This window comes from Hyphomonas sp. TMED31 (assembly GCF_002172815.1).
GTDB classification, from domain to species: domain Bacteria; phylum Pseudomonadota; class Alphaproteobacteria; order Caulobacterales; family Hyphomonadaceae; genus Hyphomonas; species Hyphomonas atlantica.
The window spans coordinates 1-17,901 of the sequence record NZ_NHCK01000020.1; the positions used below are offsets into that span (position 1 = coordinate 1).

The window sequence follows — 17,901 nt, forward strand, 5'->3', positions numbered from 1 at the left end:
TAGGGCGACTTGTAGAGGCGCCGCCAAGACGCGCCCGGTATTTTCGGGAGGAGTTCGGCGGATGACCGACACGACAGCTGGCCAGACGGCTACAGACGGCCATATCACCGGTTTCGGCTCCAAGGGCTATCGCACTTATGTGCTCGTAGCCCTCATGCTGGTCTACACGCTCAACTTCATTGATCGCACGTTGATTTCGGTTGTCGCCCAGCCGATCATCAACTCTTTCCAACTGAACGATACACAATGGGGCCTGTTGTCCGGTCCGCCCTTTGCGTTGTTCTACGCCGCGATGGGCATTCCGATTGCCATGTGGGCCGACCGGGCCAATCGCGTCCTGATCATCGGGTTGTGCATCATCATCTGGTCCGTCATGACGGCCCTGTGCGGTGTGGCATCAGGCTTCATCTGGCTGCTCATATTCCGGGTTGGCGTGGCCGTAGGCGAGGCCGGCTGCCCCCCTCCCGCCAATTCGCTCATCACCGACTATTATCCACCCAAGAGCCGTGCCGGCGCGCTTGGTATCTATTCCATGGGCGTGACACTTGGCGGCGTGCTGGCCCAACTGTTCGGCGGTACAATTGCCGGCATCAAGGGGGCCGATTTCGGTGCCTGGGTCCAGTCTATCGGTCTTGGTGGCCTGTTTACCGGGCTCGACTGGGCCACGGTGGAAGGCTGGCGCATTGCCTTTGTTCTGGTGGGGGCGCCCGGTGTGCTGATCGCCTTGATCGTCATGTTCACGATCAAGGAACCGCCGCGGGGCTATTCCGACCCACCTTCGGCCAAAAGTGCGGAGAAGGCGCCATTCTTTGACGCGTTCAGGGAGTTCTCACCAAAGCCAACCTTTTGGTGGCTATCACTGGGCGCTGCGCTGGTCGCTTTTGTTGGCTATGGCCTGATCAGCTTCCAGGCACCATTCCTGCAACGCGTGCATGGCATCGACGTCCGCGATGCGGCCGTGCTGTACGGTGCACCATTGGCGGCGGTTGCCGCATTCGGAACTTTCCTCGGCGGCTACATTTCCGAGAAGCTCGAAGGCCGATTCAGATCGATCTCGGCCTGGCTGCCCGGCGTGGGTCTGCTGATTGCTGTGCCCGCCTATGTCGGAGCCTTTTTTGCTCCCTCAATCGAGCTCGCCTTCGGGCTCTGGATCATCGCAGGCACGATGCACTACGCCTATCTGTCCAGCCAGTACATGGTCGGCACCGCCATTGTCAGCCCGCAATCGCGCGCCACCACAATCGCCGTCCTGCTACTGATCGTCAGCCTGATCGGCAATGGCATTGGCCCGCTCTTTGTCGGTGCGATGAGTGACTTCTTCATGGGTCAGGAAATCACCAAGGCTGGGCTTTCGGCTTTCGCAGAAGCCTTCAATCCGCGCCTCTGCGGCACAGACCCGGCCGCGCTGGGCGCAGAGGGACCGGAACTCTGCCGCGCCTATGCAAATGGGCTGCGCCATTCCATGGCTGCGACGGTGCTGTTCTTCCTTGCCGCCGCCGGCTGCTATTTCATGGCGGCCCGTTCGTTCATGAACGACAAGTATAATCCCGATGCCCCGACTGCAGGTATGGGCACCTGAATCCCAGTGACGGAAAGAGACACGTAGAATGACAGACACGACCGCCGCCTCTGCTCCCTCCGATGAAAAGCCCGGATACGAAACCGGATACAGAACCAAAGGCTATCGCGCCTATGTGCTCGGCTCTCTGCTGGTCGTCTACATCTTCAACTTCATTGACCGGTCGATCTTCGGCATCCTGACGGACCCGATCCGCAACTCGCTCAATCTCGAAGATTGGCAAATGGGTCTTCTGGGCGGCCTCGCCTTCGCAACCTTCTACACCACGCTGGGCATTCCGATTGCTCGCGTTTCGGAAAAAACCAGCCGGATGATGATCATTATCCTGTCGCTGGCGGTCTGGAGTTTGATGACCGTGATGTGCGGCTTGGCCGTCGGTTTCGCCAGCATGTTTGTCTGCCGCCTGCTTGTCGGCGTCGGGGAAGCAGGATGCACCCCGCCGGCCCAGTCCGTCATCGCGGACTATTTCAAGCCCGGCAGCCGCGCCACCGCCGCGTCTATCTACGCGCTTGGCGTACCGCTCGGCGGCATGTGCGCGGGCCTCGCGGCAGGTCCGATCAATGATTACGTCACCGGAGAAAACGTCCACACCCTGCTGGAAGGTTGGGGCTGGTCCTGGGCAACCGGCCTGCTCGACTGGAAAAGCCTCGAAGGCTGGCGCATTGCCTTTATCGCCGTTGGCCTGCCGGGCCTGCTCTTCGCTCTGATCATCGGGCTTACTGTGAAGGAGCCACCACGCGGCTACACTGACCCGCCAAACGCCTCAAAGCCCGAGCGCGAAACATTCGGCGCCGCCCTGAAAAAGCTCAGCAAGAAGCCGACCTATGTTCATGTCGTCTTCGGCGCAGCGCTCGCTTCCTTTGCCGGATATGGCATCGCGGCCTTCTCCACCTCCTTCCTGCTGCGCACGCATGAATTGTCGCTGACAGAAGCCGCGCTGATCTTCTCNCTNGTGCTCGGCCTGATGGCNGCNATNGGNGTNTTCCTGTCNGGCTTCCTNGCNGACCGNCTGGCCAAGCGCTATCCNACNGCNCTNTCNTGGATGCCAGCGCTCGGCATGGGCTTGTCAGTCCCGCTCTACTGGATGGGGTATCTCAGCCCCTCAGTCGCGCTGATGCTGCCGCCGCTGATGGCCGCTGCGATGCTACACTATTTCTACCTTGGGCCAATGTATGCCGTCTCAGCCGGCGTCGTGGATGCTCGCACCCGGGCAACCGCCGTGGCCATCACGCTGTTCGTCGTGAACCTCATCGGTCTCGGTCTCGGACCCACATTGATTGGCCTGCTATCGACCGTGCTGAAAACGATGATGCTGTCTGGCGCAGATCTTGGTCTGACCCTGAACCTCTGCAAGGAAACTGCAAGCCTCAGCGCCGATCAGGCCGCCGCCTGTACCAGCGCGGATGCTCGCGGCCTGCAATGGTCGATCATCATCTTCGCAACGATCTATGCATGGGCAGCCATCCATTATCTGCTGGCTGGCAAGACGCTGCAGCGTGACATGGTGGCCAAGACGGCCTAATCGGTCCGCATGGCAGTCTACACCCAAGTATCCGATGACGCGCTGGCCGCGTTCCTCGATGAATATGACCTCGGCAAGGCCCTCTCTTTCAAGGGCATTGCCGAGGGCGTCGAGAATTCGAACTATTATCTCGAAACGACATCAGGGCGATTCATCCTGACCCTGTTTGAAAAGCGCGTGAACGCCGATGATCTGCCCTATTTCATCGGCCTGAAACAGCACTTGTCCGCCAAGGGCTTCCCCTGCCCGCAGCCAATCATGGCGCGCGATGGCAAGGCCCTGCGCACGCTGGAAGGTCGCCCGGCGGTGATCGTTTCCTTCCTCGAGGGGCTCAGCCCGAAACGCCCCAGCCCGGCCCAGTGTCGCGGGCTCGGCGAAGGTCTCGCACGGATGCATGTGGCGCTGTCGGATTTTCCGATGACGCGCGCCAACAGTCTAGGACCGGCCGCATGGCCACGTCTCTGGCAGGGCCAGTCCGAAGAAGCCGCCAAACTGCAAGCCAGCCTGCCGGACCTGATCGATGAGGCCCTTGCCGATATCGCAGAGGCGAAACCGCAGAGCCTCACCCTGCCGCGTGGCACCATCCATGCAGACCTCTTCCCGGACAACGCATTTTTCCTCGGCGAGGATTTCTCCGGTATCATCGATTTCTATTTCGCCTGCACGGATGCGCTGGCTTATGATCTCGCCATCTGCCTGAACGCCTGGGCCTTTGACGACAATCCGGGTCGTGGTGCGATCGACTTCAATTATTCCAAAGGCGCAAATCTGATTGCGGGCTATGAAAGCGTGCGCCCGCTGGAGCCTGCTGAGCGAGACGCCCTGCCCCTGCTGGCGCGTGGCGCTGCCTTGCGCTTTTTCCTGACCCGGATGGTGGACTGGACGTCGACGCCCGAAGGTGCCCTCGTAAAGCCCAAAAATCCCCTCGAATATGCCGGTCGTCTCGCCTTCCATCGCAAGGTGACGAATGCGGAAGGCTATGGTGCATGACAGATGGACGACGAAAATGGGTGACCCTGATCAGCGCCGCGCTGGTCGCGCCCATCTTCGCCGCCACCCTCACCGCGACTATCCTCGCCTTCGTCATGTTTCCTGAACTGATCTTCCAGACGGAAATCACCTCCGGCGTTTATCGTCAGGCGACCCTTCGAGAGATGGCTACCAGCCTTGTCGGGTTCAGCTTCGTCGGCCTGTTCCTCGGCATCATGCTCGGCTGGCCGGCAATGCTCATCGGTGGACTATCACTGCACACTTTTTTCCTCCGCAGGCGAATGACCAGCGTCATGACATACGGATTGGCAGGGCTTGTGGCCGGTACATGGGTTATGCTCGCCTACTTCATGGTCACAGGTGGCTGGCGAACCCCAATGACCGTGCTGCAGATGGGCCCGGCCCTGGTATCGGGGCCGATCACCGGACTCCTGTCAGCAAGCATATTCTGGCTGATCCGACGCCCGGATCGGATACTGCATCCATGAGTGAAGCCGACACCCAAACGCCACGAACGACCGCCGCCTATGCGACAGGATATGGCCCCGGAAAGATCCGCCGCGTGAAGCTGGGCCTGTTCCTGGCGTCCCTCGCCGCCTGTTTCAGCGTTACGCTGATTGGTCTTGGNGTCGTGGCCGTTTTCAGCCTGCTTGAAGATATAGGCCTCGTATCCGGATACAATGCGTCGCCTTCCGGCTTTATGATGGGCATCCAGATGGCCAGCCTGATGGCCCTGTTCAATTTCATTCTCTTTTTCATCACCGTTCCGGCAGCGTGGCTGGCCATGGGCCTGTCCATTGGTCGGTTCCCGCATCGGGGCATCAAGCGNCGCGCGCCCTATCTGCGCTGGGCCAGCATCTGGGGCGCGTTGCTCGTNGGCGGCACGACGGGGGGATTCGGNATCTCATCNTCNCCGCTCACCGGGCTTGGCGCAGTCCTGACCGGCGGATGCATCGGCGCGCTGGCCGGCCTGCTCTGCGGCCTGTTGTTTCTCGCCATCGTGCGCCCGGCTGAACAGCTCCACGCGGCCGATATCAGCGTCTTCTGACGCTTGACGGTTTCGCCAAAGCCCCTCACCTGAAAGCCATGACTGATCTGATCGAAATCTGGACTGATGGCGCGTGCAGCGGCAATCCCGGCCCTGGCGGCTGGGGCGCGCTGCTTGTCGCGGGCGAGAACCGCAAGGAACTCTGGGGCGGAGACAAGGCCACCACCAACAACCGTATGGAAATGCTGGCCGTGATCGAAGCGCTCAACGCGCTCAAGAAGCCCTCAAAGGTCACCCTGCATGTTGATTCCACCTATGTGAAAGACGGCCTGACCAAATGGATTCATGGCTGGAAGCGCAACGGATGGAAAACCGCCGCCAAAAAGCCGGTCAAGAACCAGGACCTATGGATGGCAATGGACGAAGCCTGCCAGCGCCACGACATCACCTGGAAATGGGTGAAAGGGCACGCGGGCGATCCGGGCAATGAAAAGGCTGATGAGCTTGCCCGGCGCGGCACAGAGGAAGCCCGCGGGCGATAGACAGTCCCGGCACGGCATATCACAGAAAAAGGGCCAGTCGGTAATTATACCGGCTGGCCCTTTTCAGTTCGCAGATTCTATTGACGATCAGGACGTCGCACAGGCACCTGTTTCCTTGTTCAGTGCACGGCGCACTGTGTCAATATAGCTGCCCGTGGTCTCGAAGCCATCGCGCGTAACGCCATAGGTCGGGCTGCTGCCATCTTCGATGAAATCGGCCATCAGGCGGCCCGCAGCCTCTTCCAGATGAAGGTCGTTTTCCGCGCGGATGTCGGACACGACCTGGGACACTTTCAGGATCGTTGCCTGAGCGTCTTCAGTCTTGTTGGCGAGCAGTGTCGCATAGCAACCGCAATAGACTTCGATCGTGTCGCCATCCTCTGCAAGGTCTTCCACAATCTCCGGATCCCCGGCCAGCATGGTGTTGCAGACCTTGGCGGCTTTACTGTCAGCAGGGCTTCCCACACCGCATGCGGCGAGGGCGAGACAGGCGCTGGCGAACAGGGGGAGTCGGATCATGTGGATTTCCTTCAGATTGGATCAGGCCGGAACCTTGCCTGACAGCATGCCCGCCAGACGATTGGAGATGATGTCCTCGGCTTCTTTCATGATTCGGTCGATGAGTTCCTTACAGGTCGGAATGTCGTGAATCAGACCGGCCACCATGCCGCATGACCATGCGCCGGCGTCCATCTCGCCTTCCTTCATGATGCGCGGGTAAACGCCCGCAACTTCCTCGATGATGTCCTCGAATTTCAGGTCGGCGCCGAGGGCGCGCTCCTTCTCCAGCAGGCGCTCGACCGCCGCATTGGTCAGCACGCGTTCCGTGTTGCGCAGCGGACGCATGACAAGACGCGTGTCCAGTTCGGAGGCTGCCACGATTGCGTCTTTGACATTCTGGTGCACGGGCGCTTCCTTCGTCGCGATGAAGCGCGTGCCCATATTCATGCCGGATGCGCCCATCGCAAGCGACGCAACAAGGCTGCGGCCATCCGCCTGGCCACCGGACGAAACGAACGGAATTTCCAGCTCATCCGCCGCGCGCGGCAACAGGATCATGTTCGGAATGTCGTCTTCGCCAGGGTGTCCACCACATTCGAAGCCGTCGACCGACACAGCATCACAGCCAATCGATTGGGCCTTCAGCGCGTGGCGCACGGCGGTACATTTGTGGATCACCTTCACGCCGGCATCCTTCAGGACAGGCAAAACCTGCGCCGGGTTGTTCCCTGCCGTTTCGACGACTTTCACGCCGCCTTCGATGATGGCCTTGATATAGCCCGGATAGTCCGGCGTGTTCACGGTTGGCAGGAAGGTGACATTCACGCCAATCGGCTTGTCCGTCATATCCCGGCACCGCGCGATCTCATTGGCGAGGTCGGCAGGTGTTTTCTGCGTGAGGGCGGTGATCACGCCTAGACCGCCAGCGTTCGACACGGCGGCTGCCATTTCGGCAAACCCGACATAATGCATGCCGCCCTGGATGATCGGATGCTCGATTCCGAACATTTCGGTGATGGCAGTCTTCATGGCATATCCTCCTTGTTTCCGGCCTATCCTTGGCGGAATGAGGTCGCGGAAACAAGGCTGACATTGGGGAAAGAGCCGCTAGCCGACAGGCGACCAGGACTTCTTCGGACGCGACCGGCGCTTCTGCCCACCACCCTGGTGCGAGCCGGATTGGCCGGACTCTGCACGCGCNGCTGGNCGATTGCCGCCATTGCGGTCACCGCCGGGCTTGCCACCGCTCTTGCGGGGGCCTTTGCCACCGCCAGAACGCGCGCGATTTTGCGACTGGCCGCCCTGACGACGCCCACCGCCCTGACCGCCGCGGCCTTGGCCACCCCTGCCCCGGCTCTGCTTGGTATGCGGGCCCGGCTCTTCCGGCAGCGACAGGTCCAGCGCCATGTCTTCCGGCAGGTCAATCCGGTCGATCTTGCGGCCGATCAGCTTCTCGATGNCACGCAGGTAGCCGCGCTCATCATTGCCAACGAAGGACAGCGCGATGCCACTGCGCCCGGCGCGGGCCGTGCGACCAATGCGGTGGACATAGGATTCCGGCAGGTTCGGCATGTCCATGTTCACAACATGGCTGACGCCATCAATGTCGATGCCCCGCGCGGCGATGTCTGTAGCCACCAGGATCGGGGCCTTGCCGCTCTTGAACGCGTTCAGNGCGCGAATNCGCTGGTTCTGNCTCTTGTTGCCGTGAATTGCCTCGGCATAGAGGCCCTCATTGGCAAGGAAGCGCACGACCTTGTCAGCGCCATGCTTTGTGCGCGTGAACACGATGGCGCGGTCCATATCGTCGACAGACAGGACTTCCGCCAGAAGGCGCGGCTTGGCCGTGCCCTGCACCATGTAAACGGCCTGATCGATCTTCTCGGCAGGCTTGGAGACGGTCGCTACCGTCACTTCGGCCGGATCGCGCAGGAAGTCGTTCGCCAGCGCGCGAATTTCCTTCGGCATCGTGGCGGAAAACAGCAATGTCTGACGGCGCACCGGAATGGCCTTCATCACTTTGCGGATCGCCGGCAGGAAGCCCATGTCCATCATCTGGTCGGCTTCATCCAGCACAACGGCTTCGGTGCCGCTCAGCTTCACGGCGCCGGTTTCCATATGATCCAGCAGGCGTCCCGGCGTTGCTACCAGCACGTCCACGCCGCGCGCCAGCGCGCGCACCTGGCCGCCGGGCTTCACGCCGCCGACGACAATCGTGGTGCTCAGTTTCATTTCCTTGCCATAGATGCGAACACTTTCCGCAATCTGCGCGGCAAGTTCACGCGTTGGCGCAAGGATCAGGATGCGGGCGGATTTCGCTTGCGGGCGTCCCGGATTGGCAGCAAGGCGGCTCAGCAGCGGCAGCACGAAGGCCGCCGTCTTTCCCGTGCCAGTCTGCGCGATACCAACAAGGTCGCGCCCTTCCAGCAGGGTTGGAATGGATTGCGCCTGAATTGGGGTCGGCTTGGTATATCCCTCAGCGGCAATTGCCTTGAGGATCGGCTCGGCCAGGCCGAGTTCGGTAAACTGTGTCAAATCAATACTTTCATATGCGGGCGCCGAGCGGACTCAACAGTCCGCGCGCCCTGTTAGGCTCTAAGTTTTAGGAAGCCTGCGTTTGATCGGCATCCCGGTGTGTTGCGCACTCGACGCGGCACCGGAAAAGGTAACGATCAATGCGAGAGCAGCAGCGTTTCGCCCTGCTGAGGCGGCATATGGCATGCATTGGCCGCATCTCCAAACTTTATTGTCTGTATCAGAGTGTCCAGCGTGCTCCGCGTGGCATATCGGCAACAAGGCTCTTCGCCGCCACCATGAACACACGCTCCTGTCCCAGGGCAAACGCCATCGCCCCTTCCGGAAAGATCGGCGCAAAGGCCTTGTCCAGCACATTCAGCCCGCCGGTAAACGCGCCCATGGCCGGCATCACCAGTCGCGCGCCATCACTGGCGAAGCAGCGCCGACGCACCGAACGTCCCCGCCCGATAATCTTCGCTGCAGGGTGCAAATGCCCGGCGATCTCGCCCAGCTCGCCTGTCGGCTCATGGCGGAAGACGAGCGGGCCAATGCGCAGCACCTTGCTGGCACGGCCGCCCAGATGCGCTGGCGGGTCCGGATCGTGGTTGCCCTCCACCCAGACCCAGTCATGCGCCGAGGTCAGCGCCTGAATGCGGCGCGCATAGTCTTCCGGCAGCCGCAACTCCGCCGCGCGATCATGGAAACTGTCGCCAAGGGAGATCACGGTCTTCGGCTTCAGCAGCGCGCAAAGCCGCTCGACCAGCGAGAGCGTTGCCGCCGTGTCATAGGGCGGCAACAACTGGCCCCGCGCCGCAAACGCGCTGCCTTTCTCGAAGTGCAGGTCCGACACGACCAGCACCCGCTCCGCCGCCCACCACAACGCCCCTTCCGGCAGCGGCGTCAGCAACTCCCCGGCCAGATGCAGATGTGTTTCAGAGGGCTTCTTCGCAGCGGCTGTCATGACAATAGAATTGGACGCGTCGACCGGGCCCGTCAATCTGAGGAAACCATGATCGATGCCAGCCGCCGCAGCGCCGGGAAAATCACCTTTCTTTACATGCATTTAAACATATTTCCCTAGGCTGTTCCTCACGCAAAACAACAAAACAAGCGTGGTGGGTCATTCGTCATGACAGAAATTGCAGCCCCCTGGACCGACGCCCTCGGCAGCGCGCAGCGACTGAGTGGCTGGATATTCGACCTGCTGCCTTTTGGCCCCGGCGACCGCACGCACTGGACAGGCCTTGTCGCCTTCCTGCTCATCGGCACATCTCTCTGGGCCATCAATCGCAAATCACTTCGTGAGGAAGGTTTCAGCGGCCTCGTCAACTATCTGGTCCCTTCCCATATCTATTTTTCCCGATCATCGCTTGTCGATGCCAAGGTCTTCCTGGCAAATCACCTGTTTGATCCGCTCCGCCTGATACTGTCGCGCGGTCTGCGGCTGCTGATCGTCGTGAATGTTGCGCACTTTGTCAGTTCAGGCGTACACGGCAATTCTGCAGACGGCACGCTGTCTTTCCCAATGCTGTTGTTGGCTGCACTCCTGGCAGCTCTGGCGAGCGACTTCGCCTATTATGTCAATCACCGCTTTCATCACGAGAACCGTATCCTGTGGCCCTTTCACAAGCTGCATCACAGTGCAGAACACCTCACACTGCTGACGGCCAAGCGCAATCATCCGGTATTCGATTTCCTGCTCACATTTTTCAACGCCATTTGTATCGGGCCCGTGATTGGAGTCATATATGGTCTCTTTGGCATGTATGACGTTGCCACCCTGTTCGGTCTGAGCGTCGTCTTCATCGCCTTCAACTTTGCAGGCGGGGCCTTGCGCCACTCACACATCTGGCTCGATTTCGGACCGGTTCTGGATCACATTTTCATCAGCCCGGCCCAGCATCAGATCCACCACTCCATGGCCCCACGCCATCACGACAAGAATTACGGACTTGTCTTCGCTGTCTGGGACTGGATGTTTGGTACACTGTACGTTCCCAAGGGGCGCGAGACACTGCAGTTTGGTGTTGCCGACCGGGCCGGCCGTCCGGAACCCCAGACCCACACTTCACTGGTCACGGCCTACGCGGTTCCGTTTGTCGAAGCCGCTCAGGCCGCTCGTTCCCCCGCCCGCCCAGTCGCAGGAGTCCTGACCGAATGACTCGCGGCTTCTCCATTTACCTGGATATAATCCGCTTCCTTGCCGCGCTGGTCGTGTTGGCTTCCCACATCGGCTACTATCGGTTCACACAGGGCAACATGCAGTGGATCCGGGACCTGAATTTGGGCAGTGACGCCGTGGTCCTGTTCTTTGTCCTGTCCGGTTTCGTGATCGCCTATACGACTTTCGCCCGCAATCGCGGCGCTGCGGTGTACGCAGAAGCCCGCCTTGCCCGTCTGTACTCAGTCATCATTCCAGCACTCGTCTTCACTTTCGTGATCGACACGCTGGGCGCACAATTGATGCCACATGCCTACGAAGGGTGGTGGTACAATGCCGAGAACCCGGCTGGGCAAGTGTTCCGGGCCCTTACTTTCACAACCCATGCCTGGTTTGACAATATTCGCGTCGGCACAAACGGACCTTTCTGGTCGGTTGCTTATGAAGCCTGGTACTATGCCGGCTTCGGCGTCGCCGTGTTCTGCCGTGGTCGTACGCGTATTCTGCTCCTCAGCCTGATGGCACTCATCGTCGGCCCGTCTGTGCTGCTGCTGGCGCCTTGCTGGGTTCTGGGCGTCGTTTTGCAACAATTCGTTCAGCGCGGACATGCCACGAAACTGTCACCGCCAATGGGTTGGCTTCTCGCAATCACGCCCTGGATTCTATATGCCGGCGCGTTGGCACTTGACCTACCTGACCGTTTGTTGAGTGCAACCTTCGTGCTGCTCGGACAAGACTCACGGCCCTATGATGTGTTGGGCTTTTCCGACGAATTTCTCTGGAACACCCTTCTCGCAGTCTTGATGTCCCTACATTTCTTGGGCGTCTACCGACTTGCCAGTGAGGCGAACTGGATCGGCGCCCGTATGGAAGCCATTGTGCGATGGTGTTCAGGCGCAACCTTCTCATTATACTTGTTTCATTATCCGATTCTGACCTTCCTGCACGGCCTGCCGGGCTATGACGGGGTGAACACAGTACACGTCATCGTTATGACAATCGTCACGCTTGTCGCATGTTTCCTGCTCGCGGAGATTTCCGAACGACGCCTTGGGCACTGGAAGCGGATAACCCGAAACATCTTTGAGCGAATAGCCTCCCTCAAACTTCGGACATCTCCGATCTAGTCATCCCATCGCATCGCGCACCAGGTCGGCCTCGGCCTCGCCCAGGATCGCATCTTGCACCGACTCCCCGGACACCGGCTCCTTGCCGATCTCCAGCATGACNGGCACNGCGAANGGGCTGATCTTCTTCAGGGCCTGNTGGTCGATCTTNCCNCGNATNCGCACCAGNGCATCTGACAGGCGGCGCACATCNAGCAGGCCCGTGGCCGCNTCCTGCCGGGCGGCCTGCAGCAGNATNTGATCCGGCTCNTGNCTGCGCAGCACGTCATAGATGAGATCAGAGGAAAAGCTGACCTGCCGAGAATTCTTTTCCTTACCCGGAAGGTTTCGGTGGATGAGGCCGGAAATCTGTGCGCACTGGCCGAAGGTCCGTTTCATCAGCGCGCTCTCGTCCAGCCAGCTTTCCAGATCATCCCCCATCATGTCCGGATGGAAGAGGGCCTCCATGTCGATACCGGACATATCCTCCATCCCCCAGACCGCCATGGCGTATTCGCTGGCCACAAATCCGGTCGGCTTGGCGCCCATCCGTTCCAGCCGCCGGGTCAGCAACATGCCCAGCGTCTGGTGTGCCAGCCGCCCTTCAAACGGATAGCAGACCAGATAGAAACGCCCGCCGCGTGGGAAGGTCTCGACAAGCAGATGGTCCGGTGGCGGAATTTCGGATTTCAGCTTCTGGATCTCGAACCATTCCCGCACGGGATCAGGCAGCCCCTCCCATTGAGAGGGATCGTGAATCATATGGCGCACACGCTCTGCCAGAAACGTCGTCAGCGGGAACTTGCCACCATTGTAGGAAGGGATGGCTGGCTGCTCACTCACTGCCCGCACAACCAGCGCGTCCATGCCGTCCACGCCGACCAGCCGCAGCACTTCGCCTGCAAACAGGAACGTGTCTCCCGGTGTGAGGGTAGAGAGGAAATATTCCTCCATCTCGCCCAGCTTCAGGCCGGCGCGTACGGCGCGTTTCTCTCCCGGCTTTTCCTTGCCGATGAAGTTCGCCAGCCGCACCGACAGCATGGGAGATTCCACAATCGCCCCGACATTCATCCGGTGCGCCTGCGCGTCTCGCGCCGTCCGCGCCACCCATACGCCGTCCCGCCGCCGCACGATCCGGTGGAACCGGTCATAGGTTTTCAGCGCATAGCCACCGCTCGCCACGAAATCGACAATCCGCTCATAGGTTTCCCAGTCCAGATTCTGATAGGGCGCCGCACGGATTATCTCGTCATACAGCTCCTCCAGCTGGAACCCGTCGCCACAGGCACGTCCTATGACGTGCTGGGCCAGTATGTCGAGCGCGCCCTCGCGGATTCCCTCCCCGTCGATCTCGCCCGCTTCGACGGCTGCCTCTGCCGCGCGGCATTCCAACACCTCAAACCGGTTCGTTGGCACAAGGACAGCCCGGCTCGCCTCATCCATCCGGTGATTGGCACGGCCGATGCGCTGGATAAGGCGCGCAGCCCCTTTCGGTGCGCCCATCTGGATCACCAGATCCACCTCGCCCCAGTCAATGCCAAGATCCAATGTGGATGTACACACCACCGCCTTCAGCAAGCCCGCCGCCATCGCAGCCTCGACCTTCGTGCGCTGTTCCCGCGCCAGAGAGCCGTGATGCAGTGCAATGGGCAGGCCATCTTCATTTGCGCGCCATAGCTCTTGAAACATCAGTTCGGCCTGGCTGCGCGTATTCACGAAGATCAGCGTCATCGTCGCGCGCTTGATCGCGTCGTATACGTCGGGCACGGCAAACCGTCCCGAATGGCCCGACCACGGGATTCGCTGCTGGGAGATCAGAATGTCGACATCTGCAGACACGCCGCCCTCCGCCGTCAGGATACGAACATCATGCCCAGGCGGGCGAACATCCAGCCAGTCCGCCAATGCCTGCGGCTCGCGCACCGTCGCGGACAGGCCGAGAAACCGGCAGGCCGGCGCCCAACTCGCCAGCGTCGCAAGGCCCAACGCCAAAAGGTCGCCCCGCTTCGACGCAGCCATTGCGTGAATCTCGTCCACGATCACGCATTTCAGATCCGCGAAAAACTCCCTGGCATGATCCGAGGCAATGAACAGCGCCAATTGTTCCGGTGTGGTCAGCAGGATGTCGGGCGGAGTCCGCCTTTGCCGCTGGCGCACATGGCTGGGCGTGTCTCCGGTCCTGCTTTCGATCTTGATATTCAGCCCCATCTCTTCGACGGGCCCCATCAGATTGCGCTGCACATCGGCTGCCAATGCCTTCAGCGGAGAGATGTAGAGCGTGTGCAAGGCGGGCCGGTCAGAGTTTGCCGCCCGCTTGCGTTCACTCAGTTCAATCAGGCTGCCCAGAAAGCCCGCCAGCGTCTTGCCGCCGCCGGTTGGCGCAATCAGCAGCGCGCTNTCGCCTTTCAGGGATTGCTCCGCCAGTGCCAGCTGGTGCGGCCGCGCTTTCCAGCCGCGTCCGGCGAACCAGGCCTCAAACGGTTCTGGCAAGAAGAATGGAGAAACGGCGGAATCAGCCATGATTGAAATTAAAATCTCGCAAGAATTGCAGTATTTGGCTTTCTTTCACTATGCGTTCAGCTTGGCTCAGGCCAAACCTATTTTTCAGAGAACCNATATGAGGCCCGCCATGTTCCGCTCCCTTGCTGTGTCCGCCAGTCTGATCGCGCTGGCGGCTCCTGCCCTTGCCCAATCCCCTCTGGAACAAGCGCTCGCNGCGTCTGCGGAGGGCCCGCTCTATGCGTTTGACCTGACGGTTTCCGCCGGAGAGGTCGACGCGCTCATGCGGGTCGACCCAAGCCAGCCGGAAGGCGAGCGTCTCAGCGTGATTTCACCTGAACCTGAAGACTGGAGCGAGGACTTCGCCAAGCGGGTCGAGAACATGAAGGCCAATACAGATGGCGAAATCTGGTGCCAGGATTTTGCCGAGAACATTCCCGTCGCGAATGCGACGCTTGTCAGTGAAACAGACACCACCGCCACCTACAGCTTCAGACCGCAGCCCGGCGCAGAGCCAGATGACATGGACAAGATCTACAAGCACCTCATCGGAAAAGTCGTCGTGGACAAGACCGCGCCCGGCATCCTCAATTACGAGATGATGGCAGAGAAGCCGTTCAAGCCGATGCCGGTCGCNAAGATCAAGCAGTTCGAGATGAAAGTCGCGTGTGACCGGGCCCCCGATGGCCGCACCCATGTCNCCAGCCTTGATGTCACCGTCGAAGGCTCTGCCATGATGAAAAGCTTCAGCCAGTCCGACCGTCAGATCATCTCGAACCTGACACCGATCCCGAACTCCGGAACCGGCTCCAGATAGGCGCTATTCCTCGAGGCCGTACTTTTCGAGAATCTCTGCCCGGATGGCATCCTTCGCGCGGTCTGAGCGGGCCCGGCGCGCGTCGATCGTCGCCTGGATTTCCAACTCGATCTGCTCGCGCTGGGCTGCCTCTTCNGCNCGNGCATCATCCGCCGCCTGAAGGCTGAGCAGCACGTCCCGCGTAAACGCATTGATATCAAACCGCGCACCGCCGATCACATCATAGCCGCGCCGTACGATCACGGCATTCATGCTCGGCACGATCACGACATACTGGCCGCGATTGCCCGCCATGTAATAAGTGCCGGCCGGGATGCCCTCGGCATCATTCATCAGCCAGAANTGNGCGCCATAGCCTGCNCCGCTCAGCGGCTGGGCCGGTCCGGGGGACGAAACAAATTCCACCCAGCCTTCCGGCAGCAGGCGNTCATTGCCCCACATGCCATCCTGCAAATAGAGCTGGCCTATCCGCGCAAGATCGCGCGCTGTCGACCAGACCTGGCTGGACGAGATGAAATCGCCGTTCCAGTCCACTTCCAGCGTCGTGTGCACCGCGCCGATCTTGTGCAGCAATTTCTCATACGGGAANCGATGATAGGAATCATCCGTGCCAAGAGACTCGCGGAACGAGCGCATGGCGATCAGCGTGTCATTGTTGGAATATTTGAACCGCGTGCCCGGCTTCACTTCCATCACCTTGGACGCCGCCTGGTCCACGACGCGCCCGCCGCCGAAATAGATGCGGTCCGTGCGCGACCCCGTCTCGCCACTGTCGAGGCCGCTGGCCATCTGCAACAGGTCGCGCAGCGTGATTTCGCGGCGCGGGTCTGCGCCATTGTTCCAGTCAGCGATCACCGCCGGATAATCCAGATCGATATGCCCGTTGCGACGCGCCGCGCCCAGAATGGTCGCCGTGATGGATTTCGCGACCGACCATGTCCGCTGCGGCGTTTCATGNTCGATGCCGCGGGCATAGCGNTCGGCCACAACCTGCCCATCCTTCACCACGACCACAGCGCTCGTGCGCGTGCCATTNCCGTAGGAGCGTTCGTCAAAGGCGAACGAGACCGGCGCTTCCAGCCGTTCGGCCTCTTCGATGCGCAGCTGNACTTTCACGTTCGAGCCGATGGCGCTGCCCCGGTCTTCGCCTGAAAACTCCGGCCAGGCGGCAAAGCGCGNCAGGAAGTTCAGCGCGCCCTCTTCTGCGCCNACNGGCAGCTGCGTGCAGCCAAAGCCGGGGCGCCAGGCCGCAATGCGCGGCGGCATGCTGGTCGAATAGGTCACCGACACCGTCTTGCGCGCGGCATCAATCACCGCATCCGGCAGCTTGTCGAAACTGCGCTGGTAATCAGGATAAATGCCGGACAGTTCATTCTGGCGGATCTCTGCGGGCGTCTGGCCGGCGGTGAACAGGGCCGAACAGGTGAAGCTCGCCTTGTATCCCGCGGCCAGCGCATCCTCCAGCGCTCGCGTCGTGCCGCCTTCTTCTGCGATGGCGGGCATGGCCACCACGGCCAAGGCGGACAGGGATACAAGACACTTCCGGACTGCGCGCATGCGTGATTCTCCTCTGGATCGGCCCGATCTTTATGCACACGAGACCATGTCGCAAGTGTGGCGAGGCAGTTAAGGATTGCATAAGGCTACGGGGTGCGCCCCTTCCCCGTCCGCGTGCATCGCCTACATTGAGGGTATGCTGCGGCCAGACCTCCTGCTTCACCCCACGCCCAAGGGGCTCTATTGCCCGCCGGGGGATTTCTATCTTGATCCCGTGCGTGGCGCGGTGGACCGGGCGGTGATCAGCCACGGCCATTCGGACCATGCGCGCGGCGGCCACGGCAAGGTGCTGGCCCATCCGCACACGCTGGCCATCATGGCCGCGCGCTATGGCGACAGTTTCGCCAAACAGACCCAGGCCGTCGAATATGGCGAGGCGATCGAGATCAATGGCGTCACCGTCTGGCTCTCCCCGGCGGGGCACATTCTCGGCTCGTCACAGATCGTGGTGGAACACAAGGGCCTGCGCATGGTGTTCACCGGCGATTACAAGCGCCGCGCAGACCCCACCTGCCCCGGCTTCGAGCCGGTGGAGAACACGCACGTCTTCATCTCCGAGGCGACGTTTGGCCTGCCCGTCTTCCGCCATCCGCCTACGGACCAGGAGATTGACCGCCTGATGCGCTCAGTCGCGGACAATCCGGACCGCACCCATTGCATCGGCGCCTACTCTCTGGGAAAGGCCCAGCGCGTGATCAAGCATCTGCGCCTCGCCGGGCATGACCGCCCCATCTACATTCATGGCAGCCTGGAAAAGCTGTGCGAGGTGTATGAGGCGGCCGGCGTCACACTGGGAGAGCTGCGCCCCGCCACGCTGGAAGACCGGTCAAAGGCCGCGCGCGAAGCCTTCCGTGGAGAGATCGTCATCGCCCCGCCCGGCGCCTTTGAAGGCAAATGGGCCCAGCGCTTCCCCGATCCGGTCATCGGCTTTGCCTCTGGCTGGATGAGCGTGAAACAGCGCGCCAAGCAGCGCGGCGTCGAACTGCCGCTCGTCATCTCCGACCATGCCGACTGGGACGAGCTGACCGACACGATCCGCGAGGTCGACCCGCAGGACCTCTGGATCACCTATGGCCGCGAAGACGCCCTCGTCCGCTGGGCCGAACTCGAAGGCCGCCGCGC

At 61.0% G+C, this 17,901-nt stretch carries 14 protein-coding genes; 8 read left to right on the forward strand and 6 right to left on the reverse strand.

Features of this window, described 5'->3' with window-relative positions; genetic code table 11:
• The first annotated feature begins 61 nt into the window (after positions 1-61).
• The 5 genes from CBB91_RS03630 (at position 62) to rnhA (ending at position 5,621) form a co-directional block, all read left to right on the forward strand.
• Positions 62-1,579 carry an MFS transporter gene (locus tag CBB91_RS03630; protein WP_273012110.1) on the forward strand — a complete coding sequence of 506 codons (1,518 nt, stop codon included), beginning with the start codon at positions 62-64 and terminating at the stop codon, positions 1,577-1,579.
• A 28-nt stretch (positions 1,580-1,607) separates the two neighbouring features.
• Positions 1,608-3,101, forward strand: a complete 1,494-nt coding sequence (locus CBB91_RS03635) for an MFS transporter (protein ID WP_273012112.1) — start codon at positions 1,608-1,610, stop codon at positions 3,099-3,101.
• Between the two features lie 9 nt (positions 3,102-3,110).
• Positions 3,111-4,091, forward strand: a complete 981-nt coding sequence (locus tag CBB91_RS03640; protein ID WP_273012115.1) for a homoserine kinase — start codon at positions 3,111-3,113, stop codon at positions 4,089-4,091.
• Entirely contained in the window at positions 4,088-4,579 is a 492-nt protein-coding gene (locus CBB91_RS03645; protein ID WP_273012117.1) for a hypothetical protein, read from the forward strand. The genes CBB91_RS03640 and CBB91_RS03645 overlap by 4 nt, the downstream gene beginning before the upstream one ends.
• Before the next feature lie 598 nt (positions 4,580-5,177).
• The gene (rnhA, locus tag CBB91_RS03650; RefSeq protein ID WP_035550666.1) at positions 5,178-5,621 is read left to right on the forward strand and encodes a ribonuclease HI; all 444 of its coding nucleotides are present in this window, start codon (positions 5,178-5,180) and stop codon (positions 5,619-5,621) included.
• Between the two features lie 87 nt (positions 5,622-5,708).
• Here the strand turns inward: rnhA and CBB91_RS03655 are convergent, their stop codons facing one another.
• The 4 genes from CBB91_RS03655 to pdeM form a co-directional block, all read right to left on the reverse strand.
• Positions 5,709-6,140 carry a hypothetical protein gene (locus CBB91_RS03655; RefSeq protein ID WP_273012120.1) on the reverse strand — a complete coding sequence of 144 codons (432 nt, stop codon included), beginning with the start codon at positions 6,138-6,140 and terminating at the stop codon, positions 5,709-5,711.
• 21 nt (positions 6,141-6,161) lie between these two features.
• Positions 6,162-7,151, reverse strand: coding sequence for a nitronate monooxygenase family protein (locus CBB91_RS03660; RefSeq protein WP_035550660.1), 990 nt, complete (start codon positions 7,149-7,151; stop codon positions 6,162-6,164).
• 78 nt (positions 7,152-7,229) lie between these two features.
• Positions 7,230-8,657: a DEAD/DEAH box helicase gene (locus tag CBB91_RS03665; RefSeq protein WP_273012123.1), complete on the reverse strand. Its 1,428-nt coding sequence runs from the start codon at positions 8,655-8,657 to the stop codon at positions 7,230-7,232.
• Positions 8,658-8,877: 220 nt separating this feature from the next.
• Positions 8,878-9,702 carry a ligase-associated DNA damage response endonuclease PdeM gene (gene pdeM, locus CBB91_RS03670; RefSeq protein ID WP_273012126.1) on the reverse strand — a complete coding sequence of 275 codons (825 nt, stop codon included), beginning with the start codon at positions 9,700-9,702 and terminating at the stop codon, positions 8,878-8,880.
• Between the two features lie 66 nt (positions 9,703-9,768).
• On the opposite strand from pdeM, the gene CBB91_RS03675 reads away from it, so the two are divergent.
• Together CBB91_RS03675 and CBB91_RS03680 are read left to right on the forward strand one after the other, a co-directional pair.
• A complete protein-coding gene (locus tag CBB91_RS03675; RefSeq protein WP_273012128.1) occupies positions 9,769-10,800 on the forward strand; it encodes a sterol desaturase family protein in 1,032 nt (343 codons plus the stop codon).
• The gene (locus tag CBB91_RS03680; RefSeq protein WP_273012130.1) at positions 10,797-11,927 is read left to right on the forward strand and encodes an acyltransferase; all 1,131 of its coding nucleotides are present in this window, start codon (positions 10,797-10,799) and stop codon (positions 11,925-11,927) included. Before CBB91_RS03675 ends, CBB91_RS03680 begins: the two co-directional genes overlap by 4 nt.
• Here CBB91_RS03680 and CBB91_RS03685 read toward each other — a convergent pair whose 3' ends face one another.
• Together CBB91_RS03685 and CBB91_RS03690 are read right to left on the reverse strand one after the other, a co-directional pair.
• Entirely contained in the window at positions 11,928-14,426 is a 2,499-nt protein-coding gene (locus CBB91_RS03685; protein WP_273012132.1) for a ligase-associated DNA damage response DEXH box helicase, read from the reverse strand.
• A gap of 799 nt (positions 14,427-15,225) precedes the next feature.
• On the reverse strand, positions 15,226-16,779 hold the full coding sequence (locus CBB91_RS03690) for a serine hydrolase (protein ID WP_273012134.1): 1,554 nt from the start codon (positions 16,777-16,779) through the stop codon (positions 15,226-15,228).
• 136 nt (positions 16,780-16,915) lie between these two features.
• Here CBB91_RS03690 and CBB91_RS03695 point away from each other — a divergent pair.
• Positions 16,916-17,901: ligase-associated DNA damage response exonuclease (locus CBB91_RS03695; RefSeq protein ID WP_273012137.1), on the forward strand; the 986-nt coding region annotated here is incomplete at its 3' end.